The sequence below is a fragment of the Terriglobales bacterium genome (assembly GCA_035454605.1).
GTDB lineage: Bacteria > Acidobacteriota > Terriglobia > Terriglobales > Acidobacteriaceae > DATMAB01.
Genome location: DATIGQ010000007.1, coordinates 13,343 through 30,535, shown reverse-complemented (window position 1 = coordinate 30,535; position 17,193 = coordinate 13,343). Strand labels below are relative to the sequence as shown.

General features: G+C 64.5%; 15 protein-coding genes and 1 other RNA gene. 5 read left to right on the top strand and 11 right to left on the bottom strand.

Annotation, left to right across the window (positions count from 1 at the left end; genetic code table 11):
• The 4 genes from alaS to VLE48_00720 form a co-directional block, all read right to left on the bottom strand.
• Nucleotides 1-1,408 (bottom strand): alanine--tRNA ligase (gene alaS / locus VLE48_00735; GenBank protein HSA91511.1); only part of this gene is annotated, 1,408 nt, incomplete at its 3' end.
• Nucleotides 1,409-1,524: 116 nt separating this feature from the next.
• A complete protein-coding gene (locus VLE48_00730) occupies nucleotides 1,525-2,052 on the bottom strand; it encodes a regulatory protein RecX (protein HSA91510.1) in 528 nt (175 codons plus the stop codon).
• Between the two features lie 99 nt (nucleotides 2,053-2,151).
• Nucleotides 2,152-3,270 (bottom strand): type IV pilus twitching motility protein PilT, encoded by a 1,119-nt coding sequence (locus VLE48_00725; protein ID HSA91509.1) that lies wholly within the window; start codon nucleotides 3,268-3,270, stop codon nucleotides 2,152-2,154.
• 138 nt (nucleotides 3,271-3,408) lie between these two features.
• On the bottom strand, nucleotides 3,409-4,371 hold the full coding sequence (locus VLE48_00720; protein ID HSA91508.1) for a branched-chain amino acid transaminase: 963 nt from the start codon (nucleotides 4,369-4,371) through the stop codon (nucleotides 3,409-3,411).
• 334 nt (nucleotides 4,372-4,705) lie between these two features.
• Here VLE48_00720 and VLE48_00715 point away from each other — a divergent pair, with 334 nt between their 5' ends.
• Nucleotides 4,706-6,151, top strand: a complete 1,446-nt coding sequence (locus tag VLE48_00715; protein HSA91507.1) for a M48 family metallopeptidase — start codon at nucleotides 4,706-4,708, stop codon at nucleotides 6,149-6,151.
• A 2-nt stretch (nucleotides 6,152-6,153) separates the two neighbouring features.
• On the opposite strand, the gene VLE48_00710 is transcribed toward VLE48_00715, so the two are convergent.
• From VLE48_00710 to VLE48_00700, 3 genes are all read right to left on the bottom strand, one after another.
• Complete coding sequence (locus VLE48_00710; protein HSA91506.1) at nucleotides 6,154-7,026, bottom strand: hypothetical protein; 873 nt, start codon at nucleotides 7,024-7,026, stop codon at nucleotides 6,154-6,156.
• 128 nt (nucleotides 7,027-7,154) lie between these two features.
• Complete coding sequence (locus tag VLE48_00705) at nucleotides 7,155-7,739, bottom strand: GTPase domain-containing protein (GenBank protein ID HSA91505.1); 585 nt, start codon at nucleotides 7,737-7,739, stop codon at nucleotides 7,155-7,157.
• Nucleotides 7,740-7,922: 183 nt separating this feature from the next.
• Nucleotides 7,923-9,188 carry a VWA domain-containing protein gene (locus VLE48_00700; GenBank protein HSA91504.1) on the bottom strand — a complete coding sequence of 422 codons (1,266 nt, stop codon included), beginning with the start codon at nucleotides 9,186-9,188 and terminating at the stop codon, nucleotides 7,923-7,925.
• Between the two features lie 78 nt (nucleotides 9,189-9,266).
• Between VLE48_00700 and VLE48_00695 the strand changes: the two genes are divergently transcribed.
• Nucleotides 9,267-10,295, top strand: a complete 1,029-nt coding sequence (locus VLE48_00695) for a VWA domain-containing protein (GenBank protein HSA91503.1) — start codon at nucleotides 9,267-9,269, stop codon at nucleotides 10,293-10,295.
• An 89-nt stretch (nucleotides 10,296-10,384) separates the two neighbouring features.
• Here the strand turns inward: VLE48_00695 and VLE48_00690 are convergent, their stop codons facing one another.
• The 4 genes from VLE48_00690 to ssrS form a co-directional block, all read right to left on the bottom strand.
• Nucleotides 10,385-11,524, bottom strand: a complete 1,140-nt coding sequence (locus VLE48_00690; GenBank protein ID HSA91502.1) for a VWA domain-containing protein — start codon at nucleotides 11,522-11,524, stop codon at nucleotides 10,385-10,387.
• 126 nt (nucleotides 11,525-11,650) lie between these two features.
• Entirely contained in the window at nucleotides 11,651-12,601 is a 951-nt protein-coding gene (locus VLE48_00685) for an RluA family pseudouridine synthase (protein HSA91501.1), read from the bottom strand.
• Nucleotides 12,602-12,625: 24 nt separating this feature from the next.
• Nucleotides 12,626-13,423 (bottom strand): prolipoprotein diacylglyceryl transferase, encoded by a 798-nt coding sequence (lgt, locus tag VLE48_00680; protein HSA91500.1) that lies wholly within the window; start codon nucleotides 13,421-13,423, stop codon nucleotides 12,626-12,628.
• A gap of 135 nt (nucleotides 13,424-13,558) precedes the next feature.
• A non-coding RNA gene (gene ssrS / locus VLE48_00675) (6S RNA) lies at nucleotides 13,559-13,749 on the bottom strand.
• A 127-nt stretch (nucleotides 13,750-13,876) separates the two neighbouring features.
• Between ssrS and VLE48_00670 the strand changes: the two genes are divergently transcribed.
• From VLE48_00670 to VLE48_00660, 3 genes are read left to right on the top strand one after another with little or no spacing between them, the layout of a single operon-like run.
• Nucleotides 13,877-14,089 carry a hypothetical protein gene (locus VLE48_00670; GenBank protein ID HSA91499.1) on the top strand — a complete coding sequence of 71 codons (213 nt, stop codon included), beginning with the start codon at nucleotides 13,877-13,879 and terminating at the stop codon, nucleotides 14,087-14,089.
• A gap of 5 nt (nucleotides 14,090-14,094) precedes the next feature.
• Nucleotides 14,095-15,555, top strand: coding sequence for a methyltransferase domain-containing protein (locus VLE48_00665; protein ID HSA91498.1), 1,461 nt, complete (start codon nucleotides 14,095-14,097; stop codon nucleotides 15,553-15,555).
• Nucleotides 15,552-17,138 carry a sulfatase-like hydrolase/transferase gene (locus VLE48_00660; protein HSA91497.1) on the top strand — a complete coding sequence of 529 codons (1,587 nt, stop codon included), beginning with the start codon at nucleotides 15,552-15,554 and terminating at the stop codon, nucleotides 17,136-17,138. Before VLE48_00665 ends, VLE48_00660 begins: the two co-directional genes overlap by 4 nt.
• Nucleotides 17,139-17,193: the final 55 nt, after the last annotated feature.

Genomic DNA, 17,193 nt, shown 5'->3' with positions numbered 1-17,193 from the left:
AGGCGGGTGAAGCCGTTTCCTTGGCCGCGCCCTTCCAGGAGGCGCGAGCGCGGGCCCTTTCGGTTTCCATGGCCTGCTCGAAGCCTGATTGATCAAAGGCAATGCCGAGGTCGCGTGTTGCATCCACCATGAAGTCGAGGGGCAAGCCGTAGGTTTCGTAGAGCCGGAAGGCCTTGTCGCCTGCGTAGGCGACTAACGCCTCAGGCTGCTTGCGGCGATCCGCCACGAGCGGAGCCAGGTCTTCGTCAAGCTTCTTCAGTCCGAGAGCGACTGTGTGGGCGAAGCGAGTCTCCTCACCCAGTACGATGTTCGCTACACGTTCAGCGCTGTCAGACAGTTCCGGATACGCGTTCTTCATCGCGTCGCGAACGGCGTAGACCATCTCATGCAGAAACGGCTTGTCCTGGTCCAGCAACCTTCCATGCCGGATGCCCCGCCGCATGATCTTGCGCAGCACGTAGCCGCGGCCCTCGTTCGAGGGCACCACGCCGTCGGAGATCAGGAACGTGGTCGCGCGGGCATGGTCGGCGATCACGCGCAGCGAGGCGGCGGTCTTCTGACGCGCTTCTTTCTCGAGCTCTTTTTCGAGCGAGACGCCGGTCAGCTCGGCGGCGCGGCGGATGAGCGGCGTGAACAGGTCGGTCTCGTAGTTCGAGACCTTGCCTTGTAGCACGGCAGCGAGACGCTCGAGACCGGCGCCGGTATCCACGCAGGGCTTAGGCAGCGGAGTGAGCTTGCCTGAGGCATCGCGGTCGAACTGCATGAACACCAGGTTCCATATCTCGATGTAGCGGCCGCACTCGCAGCCGAACTCACAGTCTCTGTGACCCTGGTCGGAGGCCGCAGGGCCCATGTCGTAGTGAATCTCCGAGCAGGGACCGCAGGGCCCGGTATCGCCCATGGCCCAGAAGTTGTCCTTGGATCCGAACTCGCGGATGCGGTCCTGGGGCGCGCCGACCTTCAGCCAGCCGTCGTAGGCTTCCGAGTCGCGCGGCACGCCTTCCTCACCCTTGAATATGGTGAAGTAAAGCTTGTCTTTGGGCAGGCCGAACCACTTCCTGTCCGTGATCAATTCCCAGGCGAATTCGATGGCTTCTTTCTTGAAGTAGTCGCCGAAGCTGAAGTTGCCCAGCATCTCGAAGAAGGTATGGTGGCGGTTGGTGAAGCCCACGTTTTCCAGGTCGTTGTGCTTGCCGCCGGCGCGCACGCACTTCTGCGAGGAGCAGGCGCGGGTGTAGTCGCGCTTCTCCAGGCCCAGGAAGACGTCCTTGAACTGGTTCATCCCGGCGTTGGTGTAGAGCAGCGTGGGGTCGTTGGCCGGGACCAGCGAAGAGGAATGGACGCGCCGGTGCCCGCGCTCCTCGAAGTAGCGCAGGAACATCTCGCGGATTTCACTGCCGGTGGGCATGCGCGCAGCTTGATTCTAGCATCGGCGTTTGAAGTCATCCGATGGCTCGATGACCCGATCACCAGATGACTACACGGTACCGATTTCTCTGGGCCTCCGCGTCTCCGTGGTGAGAACTAATCCTGCTCGCTCTCCAGCGCGGTCAGCACCTCGTCCTCGACATCCCACTTCTTGAGGATTTGCATGATGGCGCGGGTGGTGAAGCCGGCTCGCGCCAGGGTGCGGAAGACGCGGGCGGCGTCTTTCTGGCTCGCCGGTTTCTTCAGGCGGCGACGCTGGAGGAACTGGCGCGCCAGCTTCTCTTCGCTCTGGCCGCGGTAGGCTTCATCCACGGCTTTTTCGATGATGTCGCCGTGCACGCCCTTGACCTTCAAGTCGGTGATGACGCGCAAGCGGCCGAACTTCTCATTCTCGCGGCGGAAGCTGGAATAGGCTGCGGCGTAGGCGGAATCGTTCAGGTACTTCTGGTCCTTCAGCTTGCGGACGACGCTCTCGACCAGCGCCTCGCCTTCCTCGCCGGGCACGACCCGCTGGCGCAGCAGGCGCTTAAGTTCAGCCACGGTGCGCATCTTGCGGGCGAGCGCGCCCACGGCATACTCGTAAAGCGCGGGCTCATCGAGCGGCTTGCGAGAGCGGCGGAACATGACCAGAGTTTAATCGCAGGAGCGGAAGGCGAAGCGGGAATGTGGTGATAAGAAGAAACGGGGACGCGTAAGCGTCCCCGTTTTTCAGCGAAACCGCGACTAGCTGCGTCCGGCCTGTTGCATCTCCCCACGCGTGGCTTCGGCGGTGGAGGCGATGCCCTGGACGCGCAGCTTGAAGTCGTCAGGGTTGGAGGCGTTCTCGAGCGCCGTTTCGTAGGTGATCATGCCCTGGGTATAGAGGTCGTACAGGGACTGGTCGAAAGTCTGCATGCCATATTGCGAGACCCCGGCCGACAGCGCCTCAGCGATGAGCCGCGTTTTCTCCGGCGTGATGATGCACTCGCGAATGTAGCCGGTGGAGATGAGCACCTCGACGGCGGGCACGCGGCCAGCGGCATCGGCGCGCTTGATGAGGCGCTGGCTGACGATGGCCTTGAGCACGGCGGCGAGCTGCAGCCGGATCTGCTTCTGCTCCGGCGGCGGAAACACGGAGATGATGCGGTTGATGGTCTCGGTGGCGTCCAGCGTGTGCAGCGTGGAGAACACCATGTGGCCGGTCTCGGCGGCGTGCAGCGCGGTGCCGATGGTTTCCAGGTCGCGCATCTCGCCTACCAGGATGACGTCGGGGTCCTGGCGCAGGCTGGCGCGCAGCGCGGAGGCGAACGAGGGTGTATCGACTTCGACCTCGCGCTGGTTCACGAATCCCTTCTTGTCGCGGTGCAGGAACTCGATCGGGTCTTCGATGGTGATGATGTGTTCGGGCTGGGTGGAGTTGATGCGGTCGATCATGGCCGCCAGCGTGGTGGATTTGCCCGAGCCGGTCACGCCCGTCACCAGCACCATGCCGCGAGCTTCGTCGCAGATCTGCTCGATGATCTTGGGCATGTACAGCTCTTCCAGCGGCCGGATCTTGGTGGGAATGACGCGCAGCACCAGCCCCACGTTACCGCGCTGCTGGAAGACGTTGACGCGGAAGCGGCCCAGGCCGGCGACGCCGTAGGCCATGTCCAGCTCCGCCGCCTCCTTGAACTTCTGCTTCTGGCGGTTGGACATCATGCTGAACGCCATGTTGAGCATCTCCTCGGCGGAGATGCGGGGCTGCTCGGTGAGCGGGGTCAGTTCGCCATCCACCCGCAGATGCGGGTAGTTGCCCACCTTCAGGTGCAAGTCCGAAGCCTTGCGTTCCATTGCGATGCGAAGCAGATCGTCAATATGCATGGCCATTTATCCGTGGCGAAAGAGATACGTCCGAGGTGCGGTGACAGTACCACAGTCCGGGCGGGGATTACCAGCGGCCGGGACTAGCAAACACTCACCGTGGCCGTGGCCACGATGTTGTTCTGCACCGCGCGGATACTAGACGGCCACGGCCTGCTTCTTGTTCACCGGCACGGGGGTGAGCCAGCCGTGGCGGTCGGGCGCCTTGCCGTGGACGATGCCGAAGAATTCCTTCTGCAACTGCTTGGTGATCGGACCCACCGAGCCCTTGCCCACGCTGATCTTGTCCACCGAGCGGACAGCGGTGATCTCGGCCGCCGTGCCGGTGAAGAACACCTCGTCGGCGATGTACAGCATCTCGCGCGGGATCATCTGCTCCGTCACCGGGATGCCCAGGTCGCGGGCGAGCTCGATCACCGACTCGCGGGTGATGCCGGGCAGCACGGAGTTGCCCAGGGGCGCGGTGATGAGCGTGCCCTTACGCACCACGAACAGGTTCTCGCCGGAGCCTTCGCTCACGTAGCCGTTGGCGTCCAGAGCGATGCCTTCGACGTAGCCGTTGATGATCGCTTCCATCTTGATGAGCTGCGAGTTCATGTAGTTGGCCGCGCTCTTGGACATGGCGGGCAGGGTGTTGGGCGCGATGCGCGTCCAGGAAGAGATGCAGACGTCCACGCCTTGCTCGTCGGAATCGCCGGCGTGCTCGGCGCGCAGGTAGCTGCCCCACGGGTAGTTGACGATGTAGACCTCGGTCGGCGAGTTGAACGGGTTGACGCCCGCTTCGCCGTAGCCGCGCAGGATGATGGGCCGGATGTAGCAGGGCGTCACGCCGTTGGCCTTCACCAGGGACACCATCGCCTGGATGAGTTCGTCGCGGGTGTAGTCCACGTCGATGCGGTAGATCTTGGCGGAATCCAGCAGCCGCTGGGCATGCTCCGGGGCGCGGAAAATGGCTGCGCCGCTGGGCTGGGTGTAACAACGGATCCCCTCGAACACGGCCGAGCCGTAATTGACCACGTGCGACATCACGTGGATGGTGGCGTCCTTCCAGGGGATGAGCTTGCCGTTGTGCCAGATTTTCTCCGTCGCCGTGATGGGCATGCCTTAGCTCCTTGTCGGGGGATCAGGTTTCGGTCGAGCGCTGGGAGAAGGTCCTGCTGCCGGGAAGAAACGTCCGGTCGCAAGCCGTCGTGCCGGGCGCATCTGGTCGCGTTCCTGCACGTCTCCGTGTGGGGCGAACAAGCCTCATTATACCCAAGCCCCTGCGAGGTCAATCCTGATTTCGAGTTTGTTTGAGATTGGCTCTTGACACGAACCGGCAGAAGACTTTCTTCCCGCGGACGGGATGCTCCCTCGCGCCCTCGGGTTGCACCGACGGTTCGCGCCGGAGTAACTTCGAAAGATTGAACGGAACCCGTCGCTGCCGCATCCAAACATGTGGAAGCGGGTTTCATATATCAGCGCGCCGGAAGGAGCGCAGAACGTCATGAAGAACCAGTCATCATGGACCCGGGCGGTTGCGATTGTGCTGGTGCTGCTGCTGGCGGCGCCGGCGGAGCTTTCGGCTCGTTACCAGCCCAAGTACGGCTTTAATCTGTTTTCTCGCGAGGATGAGGTCACCGAAGGCCGTAAAGCGGCGGCTGAGATCGAGAAGGAGCTTCCCATTCTTCCCGAGAGTGACCCGGTAACGCGTTACGTCCAGCATCTGGGCGCGCAACTGGCGCAAAACACGCCCGAGCCGCAGTATCCCTACACCTTCAAGGTCGTGAACCAGAAGGAGATCAATGCCTTCGCGCTGCCCGGCGGGCCCATTTACGTCAACCTGGGCACCATCCAGGCGGCGGATAACGAAGCCGAACTGGCTGGGGTGATGGGTCACGAGATCTCGCACGTAGTGATGCGCCACTCCACCGAGCAGGCCAGCAAGGCCATGCTGGCGCAGTTGCCGCTGGCGATTCTGGGAGGCCGGCTGGGCGGCGGCATCGGCGGACAACTGGCGCAACTCGGCATCGTCTTCGGCTTGAATTCGGTCTTCCTGAAGTACTCCCGGGACGCCGAGCGTGAGGCCGACCTGGTGGGCGCCGGCATCATCCACGACGCCGGCTACAACCCCCACGCCGTGGTGACCTTCTTTGAGAAGCTCCAGGCGGAAAGCGGCGGCGGGCGCGGAGCGGAGTTTTTCAACTCACACCCCAACCCGGGCAACCGCGCCAAGCTGGTGGGGGATGAAGTGGCCACGCTGCCGTCGCGCAACTATCGCGGCGACAGTTCGGAGTTTAGGGACGTCAAGCGGCGCGTGGCCACCATGAAACCGCTTACCGCCAAGGAGATTGCCGCGGGCAAGGGTAATTCTCAGCCAGGCCAGGGCCAGGCCCAGGGCAGCGGCACCATCGAAAGCGTCGCGCGCGCCGAGGTCATGCCCAGCAGGACGCTGCAGCTCTATGAGCATGCCGCGTTCCGCATCCGCCGCCCGGCGAACTGGCAGGTGAGCGCAGGCCAGCAGGAGGTGAACATTGCACCTCCCGCAGGACGCAGCGGAGAAGCGACCGCCTATGGCGTGATTCTGGGAGTGGCCACGCCGAAGACCCGCCAGAGCCTGGACGACACGACGCGGCAACTCGTCCAGGGCATGCTCCAAGGCAACCCTGAGCATCGCCAGACCGTGGGCGCGGAACGGATCCGCGTCAACGGCGTTCCCGGGATGGAACTGCAACTGGAAGGACCGTCACCGGTGCGCGGGCAGCGCGAGCGCAACTGGGTGATCGTGCTCGATCGCGGCGACGGCTCGGTGCTCTACGCCGTGTTCGTTGGTCCCACCCAGGACTACCAGCAGCTCCAGCCCACGTTCGTGAAGATGCTGAAGAGCCTGCGGCTGCGCTGAACCTAATACATGCTTTCGGCCGGGGCCTGAGGTGCGTCCGGCTGGCATCTTTCCAGCGACTTGCACTGGGTGCGCCGGTAGTGGTCGTAGTCGTGGATGGCGACGCCGCGGAAGGCCGGCCTGCCGCCCAGGCTGCGCTCCACTTGTCGCGCCAGCTTTTCCAGTGCAGGTTCCAGTTTCTTGCCGGGCCTGACCGGCGGAAGATGTTCGGGATCGGCACTCAGGCCTACCCAGACGGTCTTTCCCGCGCGAGTGGCTTGGTCGAGGGGCGCACGGCTGCCGGCCAGCACCTCGGCGGCTTCGCCGAGGTAGGCCATGACGGCTACCTCGTCCACAAGCTCCACGACCTCCGCCAGCAGCGGCCGGGATTCCATCTGGATGCTGCTGAACGCTACGGGAATATCAGCGGCAAGCCACAAGCCTTCGTCGGCGGTCTTGCGCCGGGCCCACTTGAGCAGGTCCACGTACTGTTCTGCCAGGCTGCGGCGAATGTCCTGCGTTCCAGGAGATGACCACCGGCGCAGGGACTGCGGCTCTACGTCCAGATGCACGGCGTCGAAGCGCTCCGCTGGCTGGCCGGTACGGTTGAATACGAAGACGGCATTCAGGAATTCACGCGGCTCGTGGCGCTCCTCGCGCAGCGTCCACTCCGGCGAGCCATTCAGGGCGTGCACAACCAACCGAGCGCGGTGGGCGCGCTTCAGGAACTTGCGATAGAGATCCGGCTTCTGTTCCAATCGCCGCGTGGAAGCATAGAGAAACAAGGTCTGCACGCGTCGCCTGCGGGCGAACTTCAGCAACTGGTTGAAGTCGTCGCCATCTTCCAGGAAAGTGGGGTTCCAAATCCATACTGCCCGTCGGCCCTTTGGGGCCATGCGCGGCTCTCCGGAGCCCCAAGCCACGCCCGCCAGCAGCAAGACCAGCAGGATTCCGAAAAAAACTCTCAGAAGCACCGATGGCCGAAAGCGCGGGATGGAAACGCCGGGCAAGGGGAGGCGACCGGCTAGCCCTTCTTGAGCTCTACAAGCACTTGGCGCGCGACTTCCTTTAGCGTCTCAAACACGCCGGTGCCCTGGTAAGCCACGGCTTCGAAGACCGGCTCGCCTCGCTTGACCAGTTCCTTCTTCAGCTCGTCCACCGCCATGGCGCTGGGTAGGTCGCGCTTGTTGAGCTGGAGCACGTAGGGGATCTTCATGAAATCGTAGCCGTGCTCCTGGAGGTTTTCCTGCAGGTTCTCCAGCGCTTCCAGGTTGGCGTCCATGCGGTCTTCCTGCGAATCGGCCACGAACACCACCCCGTCCACGCCCCTGAGGATGAGCTTGCGGCTGGCGTCGTAGAACACCTGGCCGGGGACGGTATAGAGATGGAAGCGGGTCTTGAAGCCGCGCACCGTGCCCAGGTCCAGGGGCAGAAAGTCGAAGAACAGGGTGCGGTCGGTCTCCGTGGCCAGGGAGATCATCTTGCCCTTCTGCTTGTCGCCGGTCTTGTCGTAAATCACCTGCAGGTTGGTGGTCTTGCCGCCCAAACCGGCGCCGTAGTAGACGATCTTGCAGTTGATCTCGCGGGCCGCGAAGTTAATAAAGCTCAAAGGACTTATGCCTCATCGGGCGCGGGCGACTCGAAGGGCTGGATCGCCGCACGCGGGGATTTCCGACGCCACTCCGGGCGCTGTTTTATACCACATCGGGTGGAGGGGCTGCTCAGATTCTACCTCATGCCACGTTTCTGCCCGTCCGCGCCTGGGAGCACCAAAGTACCGGTCCGTTGGTACCTACTGCCCGGGATTCTGCTGGCGAGGCGGGGGCAGCGGATAGTAGCCGTCGCGCGCGTACACCCGCAAGTCCGGGCGCATCACCCGCACCTCGATGGTGCGGTAATTGCCCGCCACGGTACCGGGCGTTTGGTAACCCAACGTGTACTGATTGCGGGCGGTAGTAGTCAGGCGCGCGTAGGCAGTCTCGATGGCACTCCGGTTGAACTCGGAAAATACGTCGCCGCCGGTGGCCAGGGCGTAGCGCGGCAGGATGTTGCCCCAGCCCATGCCCGGGAAACGCACGTCGCGGATGGAGCCGTACACCGGAATGGCGGCCGCATCCACCGCCACGGCGTATACGGCGATCTCATTCGTCAGCAGCACCTTGAGCACGTCGTCATACTTGGCGGCAGAGCCTTCCTCCGCGCCGTCGCTGATGATGAAGATCATTTTGCGCCGCTTGCGATCGCGCTTGGCCAGGTCGAGCGCGGCGGCCAGGATGGCGTCGTTCAGCACCTTGGCCTCGCGGCGAATGGCGGTTACGCGTGGACGCCCGGGATCGAACGGCGCCCCGTTCACCGTCGGGCCTGCGGCCATCGGCCCGGTGGTGACGGGCACCCCGCCGGTGCGTCCCACGTAATTCTCCCGCTTCATGGCGGTCACGAACTGGTCGGTCACCGCGCTCCAGTCCAGGCGATGTTCCACCGTGTTGGCAAAGGTGAAGAGCGTGACTTCGTCAAACTGGCTGAAGGCTCCGCCCAGAGCCTCCAGCGTCCCGGCTACCTTGCGCATCGCCTTGTCCGGCATGCCGGTGTCGATGATGACGGCGGTGGAAAGCGGCAACGGATCGCTGGTGAAGAAGCGGATGCGCTGCGGCACGCCGTCTTCGAGAACCTGAAAGTCCCGGGCCTGCAGGCCGTCCACCAAACGCCCGGAGTTGTCGCGCACGGTCACCGGAACGAAGACTGAATTGACTGTGACGCTGAAAACCGTCAACTCGTCTTCCTGGCCTTTGGCCGGAGCTTGGCCCGCGGGCACCGTCTTGATTTCCGCTGAGGGCGCCGCCGGCGCCTGCGCCGGCTGTGGCTCGGACGTAGCACTGTCCTCGGGGGGCGGTTCGGTCGCCGGCCGTTTAGGTGCGTTGGGATCAGGAGCTGGAAACGGATTGGTCTGTGGCGGAGGACGGGTGGCGGAGGGCGCGTCCGGCACGTTCTGGGCTGCGGCCAGCACGGAGACCAGCATCATCGCCACCGACCATGCGGCTACTTTGCGCGCCACCCTCACTCGATTCGTCCTCCACTGGAGCGCCTGTATCGCTGCCCCGGATTCCCGCATCTTACGATGTTAGACTAACAAAAAAGGGTGCTTAAAGTGTTGCGCGTGGGCAAATCATGCTGTCTGGCGTTGTTTCTGGTTGCGGCCGCATGGGCGGCGGCCGACGAACCCGGGCAAGCTGCGCCCTCCGCCAAGCGCAACGACGACTCCGCCTTGCAGACCCTGCGGGTCGAGGTCGAGGTCGTCAACGTCTTCTTCAACGTCAAGGACAAGCGCGGCGCTTTGGTGCCCAACCTCACCCGCGACCGCTTTGAGGTCTTTGAAGAAGGCGCCCCGCAGACCATCAAGTATTTCGCGGCAGAGTCCGACCAGCCCCTCACCCTCGGCCTGCTCATGGATACCAGCGGCAGCGTCCGCTCGATACTGGACGCCGAGAAACGAGTCGGCATGGCCTTCTTGAACGAGGTCATCGGTTCCAAGGACCTGGCCTTCCTGGTCACCTTCGACGTCAACGTGGACCTGCTGCAGGACTTCACCAACTCCAAATCACGCCTGCGGCAGGGATTCGAGAAAGCGCGCATCAACACCGGCGGGGGCGACGGCGTGATCATCCCCGGGGGCGGCGGCAATCCCGTGCCCACCTCCAAGCCGCGTGGCGGCACCAAGCTGTTCGACGCCGTCTATCTAGCTTCGCGCGAAAAGCTGGCCAGCGAAGTAGGCCGCAAGGCCATCATCATCCTCACCGATGGCCAGGATGAGGGCAGCTTCTACGACATCAAGCAGGCCATCGAAGCGGCCCAGAAAGCCGATACCCTCTGCTACGTCCTGCTCATCGTGGACCGCGGCTTCTACGGCGGATACCCCTACTCCGGTCCGGGGGACATGGAGAAGCTGGCTGAGCAGACCGGGGGACGCATGATCGAAATCAAGAAAATGGAGCAGCTCAAGGAGGCGTTCGACCAGATCGCCCAGGAGTTGCGCAGCCAGTACTCTATCGGCTACACGCCCTCGAATACCACCCGCGACGGCGGCTTCCGCCGCATCCAGATCAAGTCCACCGACGGATACAAGATCCAGGCCCGCCAGGGCTACTACGCCACCAAAGCCAGCAATTAGCCCTTGGCAGTTAGCACTGAGCCCCTGAACGGAGTAGCAGGCATAGCCATCCCCCTGAGGGCTAAATGCCAACTGCCAATTGCTGAGTGCTACTGGCGCGGCGCGTAATACCCCTTGCGGGCGCGGATCCGCAGGCCGCTGCGGCCACGGGGCTTGATCTCGATGGCGCGGTAGCGCCCGTCGGCTACAAAGTTGGCCGGCAAATAGCCGAGGGCGTACTGGCTGCGCAGTTCCTCTTGAATGGCGGCCAGGGCGCTGGCCACCTCCTCCAGGCGGAAGGGCGTGAAGGAACGGCCGCCGGTTTCCTCCGCGTAGCGTTCCAGCACTTTGTCATGGGCCGTACGGCCCAGAATGTTGGTGCTGATGGTGTAGATCACTACCTCGGCGCGCTGGCAGATCTCCAGAGCCTCTTCGCGGGTCACTCGGCTCTGGTTGTCCTCGCCGTCAGAGAGCAGAACAATGGCGCGCCGCACCGCGAACGGTTCGTTCAGCTTCAGCAGCTTGTCCCGGCAGGCCCCGTACAGCGCGTCATACATGGCGGTGCCGCCCCCGGGACGCAGACTGCGCACCGCGCGGGCCAGCTTTTCCGTGTTGTCCGTGAAATCCTGGGCCACTTCCACGTTGCTGTCGAAGCTCACTACGAACGCCAGGTCTTTCTTGTACCGCACCATCTGCCCCAGGAACTCGATGGCAGATTCCTGCTCGAACCGGAAGCGCTCGCGGATGGAAGAGCTGGAATCGATCAGCAGGCCCACGCGCAAGGGCAGATCGGTCTGCGCGTTGAAGTAGCGGATGTTCTTCACCGGGTTGCGGTCGTCCAGCACTGAGAAGTTCTTCTCCGTAAGGTCCTTGACGAAGCGGCCGCGCTTGTCCGTCACCGTAAAGATGACATTGACCTCGTTCACGCGCTTGATGATGGTGGTGAGAGGGACGTCATCGCTGCCGCTGCGCGAGGAAGGAACGCTGGTGGATGGAGGCGCCACCGTACCGGCGGAGGATGTGGTCGCAGGCGCTGGTGCAGCCGTTTCTGAGGCTGGCGCTGTCTCTGGCGCCTTCTCCGAGGAAGGAGCCACGTTGGCGGGCACGGGAGGAGGCGGCGCCGGCTGGGGCTTCTCCTGCTCGGCCTTGGTCGCCGAAGGCGCGGCCGGCAGATTGTCCGCTGAGTCTTGTGCCACCGCGAGCGAAACCACCAGCCACGCGGCAAGAAACATCAGCATCCACGACTTCATCACGAGCCTCATTATAGCTGCTTGCTCCGCGCCGATGTCCTCGCGGCTCTTACTGTTCAGATGCACGCCCGCCGGGCTCTGCCGCCTGCGCTTGCAAATTACAAATGGAAATTACCAGTTCAAGATTCACAGCGCCCGCAACCCCGCCACAAACTCCTCCAGTTCGGCCGGTAGCGGCGCGGCCAGCGCCATGACTTTCCCTGTCTTTGGATGTCGGAACTCGAGCGCTGCCGCGTGCAGGAAATTGCGATCCAGAATCGGAACGGACCCCAGTCTTCGCGGCGCGCCATAGAGCGTGTCGCCTACCACCGGATGGCCGAGGGAGGCCATGTGCACGCGTATCTGGTGCGTGCGCCCGGTGGCGATCTCCACCTCCACCTGCGTGAAGCGTCCGGCCGGCGTCTCCATCCGCTCCAGCACCTTGTAGCGTGAGAGCGCCTCGCGTCCGCCGCGGCGGCGTGTGGTCATGCGCGTGCGACGCAGGCGGTCGCGATGGATGGCGGCTTCCACGGTGCCGGCGTCCCGCTTCAGCCAGCCGTGCACCAGCGCCAGGTAGCGCTTCTTCACCTGCCGGGAGGAGAACTGCTCGGCCAGCGCGCGATGCGTGGCGTCATCCTTGGCGACGACGACTAGGCCGCTGGTCTGCTTGTCCAACCGGTGCACAATGCCCGGGCGCAACTCGCCGCCCGCGCCGGAAAGCGAGCGAAAGCGATGGAGCAGCGCGTTGACCAGCGTGCCGCGGCCCGTACCGGCGCCCGCGTGTACCAGCATGCCGGCGGGCTTGTTGACGACCGCCAGCGAGTCGTCCTCGTACACGACGTCGAGTGGGATTTCTTCCGGCTCGGCGCGCAGCGGAGGGCGCTCTGCCGGGCCCAGCACCTCCACCCTCTCTCCTCCCCGCAGCTTGAGCGAGGATTTGGCCGCTGCGCCGTTCACTTCCACTTTGCCCTGCCGGATCAGCTCCTGCACCCGCGCCCGGCTCACGCCGGCGAGTCGCCGCGTCAGAAACTGGTCCAGACGATTCCCGGCGTCTTCTGGTGCAACCGGGAATGAGACGCGAGGTTCAGGCAGCGCCATGGGCCGGAAGAATACCGCAAGCGGCTACTTGGACGAGGCGGTTGCGGCCTCGGGCGTTCGCCGCATCCACAACAACCCACCCGCGATGACCAGCAGGATAGAAAGAATCTGGGTGCCGCTCATGGCTCCGCCAAAGAATTCGCCGCGGCCGGGATCGTCGCGGAAAAACTCCAGGAAGTAGCGTCCGAAGCCGTAGAGGAAAAGGTAGGCTCCCATCACTTCGCCTTCGATGCGCCGCCGCTTCAGCCTCCACATCAGGACCGTGAAGATCGCCAACTCCAGCAGGAACTCATAGATCTGCGTGGGATGCAGCGGCACGTCCAGGGGTGTGCCCACCAGGGCGTTGGCCAGCGGATGAGTGAAGGTGACGCCCCAGGGCAGGTCGGTGGGCTTGCCGTAGCAGCAGCCGGCCGCGAAACAACCCAGGCGTCCGAAGGCGTGTCCCAGCGCAACGCCGGGCGCGAACGCGTCCGCCGTCCGGAGCGCCGGCATCCGGTGTTTTCGCATGTACCAGCCCGCGGCCAGCAGGCCGGCAAGCAACCCACCCTGCCACACCCCTCCGGTCTGCAGCGTGGAAAGCGTCAGGATCTGCCGGGGATGCTCGAGGTAGTAGCGCCAGTCTCCCGCCAAAAACAGCAGCTTGGCGCCTGCGATGGCGGAAAGAATGGCCACGATGCCCATGTTCCAGGCCAGGTCGGGGTTGATGCCGTCACGGCGCGCCAGCCGCACGTTGAGCATCAGTCCCACCAGCAGGCCCGTCGCCGCCAGCACGCCGTAGGTGGGCAGCCCGTAGTTGCCGAAGTCGATCAGGCGGGGAAACATGAGCAGCAATCAGCAATTAGCACTTAGCCGTCAAGCGAGGTGCCAACCGCGCAGAGCCAGTTTAACAGGGGAACAACGGAGGCTTGGCCAAGAGCCAAAAGCTAGTAGCTAGGAGCTAGCAGCTCGAAATGCAAAAACCGACCCACTGGGCCGTGAGACTGACCGTTTAATGAACCCGTCTTACGACGGTGGGTGCCCTCCGGGGCCCTTTAGGCATTTCCGCATGGCGGAACGTTGCTCACCGGGCCATCATCCGAGCCGGGCTCCCGTTCATTAGGTGTTGGTTCAAAAAAACGGCTTCGCCTTCACCAGCTTTGCAGGCCGGCTTTCGGGGCTCATCCTAAGAGCAAGGCCAGTGGAAGGCAAGAGGGGTGCTGCAAAAAGTTGGCACTTGGTTTGCATTGCGCGACCGGCTACCGCGATACAATGAGCACGCCGAGGAGGAGTGTCATCATGCATGGCGCCCGCCGCAGGGCGACGCTGGTTTCCGTCGCCGTCTTCATCCTGCTAAGTGAAGTGCCCGCCTTCGCCTACACCGATCCCGGTTCCGGCATGCTGCTCTGGCAGGGGCTGATGGCGGCCTTCGTCGGCGCCGGCTTTTACTTCCGCAAGTTCCTGTTCCGTTTGTGGCCTCACCGGAAGAAGTCCGAGGAACCCAAGCAGTAACGCGCATGGATCCGGCTGCCACCAGGGCCTCGTTTCGCGATCCCGCGGGGCGGCTCTTCCGGATCGACGGACGCATGCTGCGCCTGGTGCGGCCGGAAGCGCGCGCCGACCTGGAGACTTTCCTCGCCTCCGCCGTAGCCCGCGAACTGGCCGGCGAAGGCCGCCTGGTCCGCACTGAAGTCATGGACCGAGCGGCGGCTCTCGCTCTGCTGGACCGCGACCCCGATGCCACCGCGCTGCTCGCCGCTCATCCCGACGCGCTGGTGCTTGAGCATGAGGCCATCGAGTTTCCCTCCTACCCGTACGAGTGGCCTCCGGAGATGCTCCACGAGGCGGGCGAGCTCACGCTCGATCTCGCGGGTGCTTTGCTCGCCGACGGCCTCGGCCTCAAAGACGGCACGCCGTTCAACGTGCTGTTCCGCGGCCGCGGGCCGGTGTTCGTGGACGTTCTCTCGGTCGAGCGCCGCGAACCCGGCGACCCCACCTGGCTGCCCTACGCGCAATTCGCCCGCACCTTCCTGCTGCCGCTCCTGGCGAACGCCCGGTTCGGCCTGGCGCTGGATGAGGTCTTCCTCGGCCGGCGTGATGGACTGGAGCCGGAAGAGGTCTACCGCCTGTGCGGACCCGTCGCTCGCTTGTGGCCGCCGGTCTTCGGCCTGGTCACGGCGCCGGTGTGGCTGGGAGCGCGTGCCAACGCGGATGACACAGCGCTCTACCAGAAGAAGCTCCTGCCCGACGCCGAGCGTGCCGCCTATATCCTGCGCGCCACCCTCGCGCGCTCACGCCGCTCGCTCGACCGCTTGGCCCCGCGTCCGGGTCGTAAGTCCATGTGGTCCGACTATCTGGCCACGGCGACGCACTACACCCGCGAGCAGTTCGCCGCCAAGGAAGAGTTCGTCGCCGCAGCCGTCAGCGAGCTGAAGCCACGTCGCGTCCTGGACGTAGGCGCCAACACCGGCTACTTCACGCGCATCGCCGCGCGCTCCGGCGCGGGCGTCGTGGCCATCGACTATGACTCGGTCGCCGTCGGCGAGATCTGGCGAGGCGCGCGCGCCGAGCAGCTCGACGTCCTGCCGCTGGTCGTCAACCTTGCCCGCCCCACGCCCGCCACCGGCTGGCGCAACCGCGAATGCCCGTCGTTCCTGGAGCGCGCGCAAGGCGGTTTCGACCTGGTGATGATGCTGGCCGTCGTCCATCACATGCTGGTCACCGAGCGCGTGCCGCTGCCGGAGATCGTGGACCTTATCGCTGCGCTCACCCGCGACGCCGTGGTGGTCGAGTATGTCGCTCCTGACGACCCCATGTTCCGACGCATCGTGCGCGGCCGCGAGGCGCTGCATCGCGACCTCACGCCCGAGAGCTTCGAATCCGCCTGGCGGCAGCGCTTCGAGATCGCTCGCAGCCTGCGTCCTCAGGGCGCCACCCGCGCCCTGTACCTGCTTCGTAAGCGAGACGCCGCACGATGATGCTGCGGGATGCGCTCATCGCCCTCTCTCTCGCCAATCTCTGCTTCTTTCGCGTCTGGCGCGAACTGCTGGACGGCAAGCTGGCCTACTACAGCCGCACCTCGCCGGCTCCGCACCTGGTAGCCGTCTTGCTCGATGTGCTGTTGGTGGCGTCGGCCCTCTTCGCCGGCGCGACGCTCGCGCGGCGCGGCGGCAATCCGTCCGTCATCCGCATCGCGCGTTGTTTGTTTCTGTTGCTGGTGGCGGCCAACCTGCGTTTCGGACAACTGGCGCTCACGTTCCGTGAGCGCTTTGGCTGGCCCGGTCTTGCCCTCTGGCTCGCATTGCTGGTGCTCATCCTGTTCGTGATTGCGCGTTGGGGAAAGCCCCTGGCTCGCCTGGCGGCTGTGCTTCTGCTCATCGCTTCTCCCTTCGTGCTGGTGACCGCCGCGCAGGGAGCCTGGCTGCTCTATCGCCTTCAGCAGATGAGCTTCGCCGATCCTGGCGTCACACGACCGCGGGCGCCCTCCGACTCCGCCCGCGCGCCGCGTGTCCTGTGGCTGGTGCTTGACGAGTTGGACCAGCGCCTGGCCTTCGCCGAACGACCGGGCTCCATCTCGCTGACGCAATTCGACCGCTTGCGCGGCCAGTCGCTCTACGCGCCCAACGCCTATCCGCCCGGCCGCATGACCGAGTTGTCCATGCCCGCGCTCTTCACCGGAAAGTTGGTCGCTCGCACCGAACCGCGCGGTTCAGATGAGTTGCTGCTGTGGTTCGGCGACGCAAGAGGTAGCGTCGCCGAGCAGCCGCGCCCCTGGACGGCCGAGCCGGGCATCTTCGCGCGCGCAGGCAACACCGCTCTGATCGGCTGGTATCACCCGTATTGCCGCGTGCTCCGCGGTCCGTCGCAATGCGCCTGGCAGGACGGCCCGCTGCTTCTGGGTGCGGTGCGCCGCGACGCCAACGTGGCGCAGGCCATGTGGGACCAGGCCGAATCCACACTCGACACCTGGTTCGGACTCGCCCGCTTCGGCCTGCTCCCAAATCGTCTGCGGCGCGAGCGAGAGGAGGACGTTCATGACTACCAGGCGCTCTTCGAAGCAGGGAAGAAAGCCGCAGTGGATCCCGCGTACGGCTTTGTGGTCGTTCACCTGCCGGTCCCGCATCCCATTGGTTTCTATGATCGGGCCCGCGGCGAATACCGTCTCGACGGCGCGCCCAGCTATCTGGATAACCTGGTGCTCGCCGACCGCACTCTAGGCGAGTTGCGCGCCGCCATGGAGCAGGCCGGCGTATGGGAGCGAACCACCATCATCGTCACCGCCGACCACTGGTGGCGGGCCGACTTCTGGCGCCGTCAGCCGGGCTGGACTCCGGAGGACGAAGCTGCTTATGCCGGCCGCCTGGACCATCGTGTGCCCTTGCTGGTGCGGTTCCCGTTCCAATCGTTGCCGCTCGTCATCGCTCAGCCGTTGAACACCGTCCTGCTGCACGACCTCACCCTCGCTATCCTTTCCGGCGAAATCGCCGACGCTCCCGCCGCCGCCCGCTGGCTGGAAGCTCACGCCACCTTCGGCGAAAGTCCCTACAACACCAGAAAATGAGCGTGTTCGCAGACCTGTGGACACGAAGAATGGGGTGGTGACGCGGGAGGAAAGA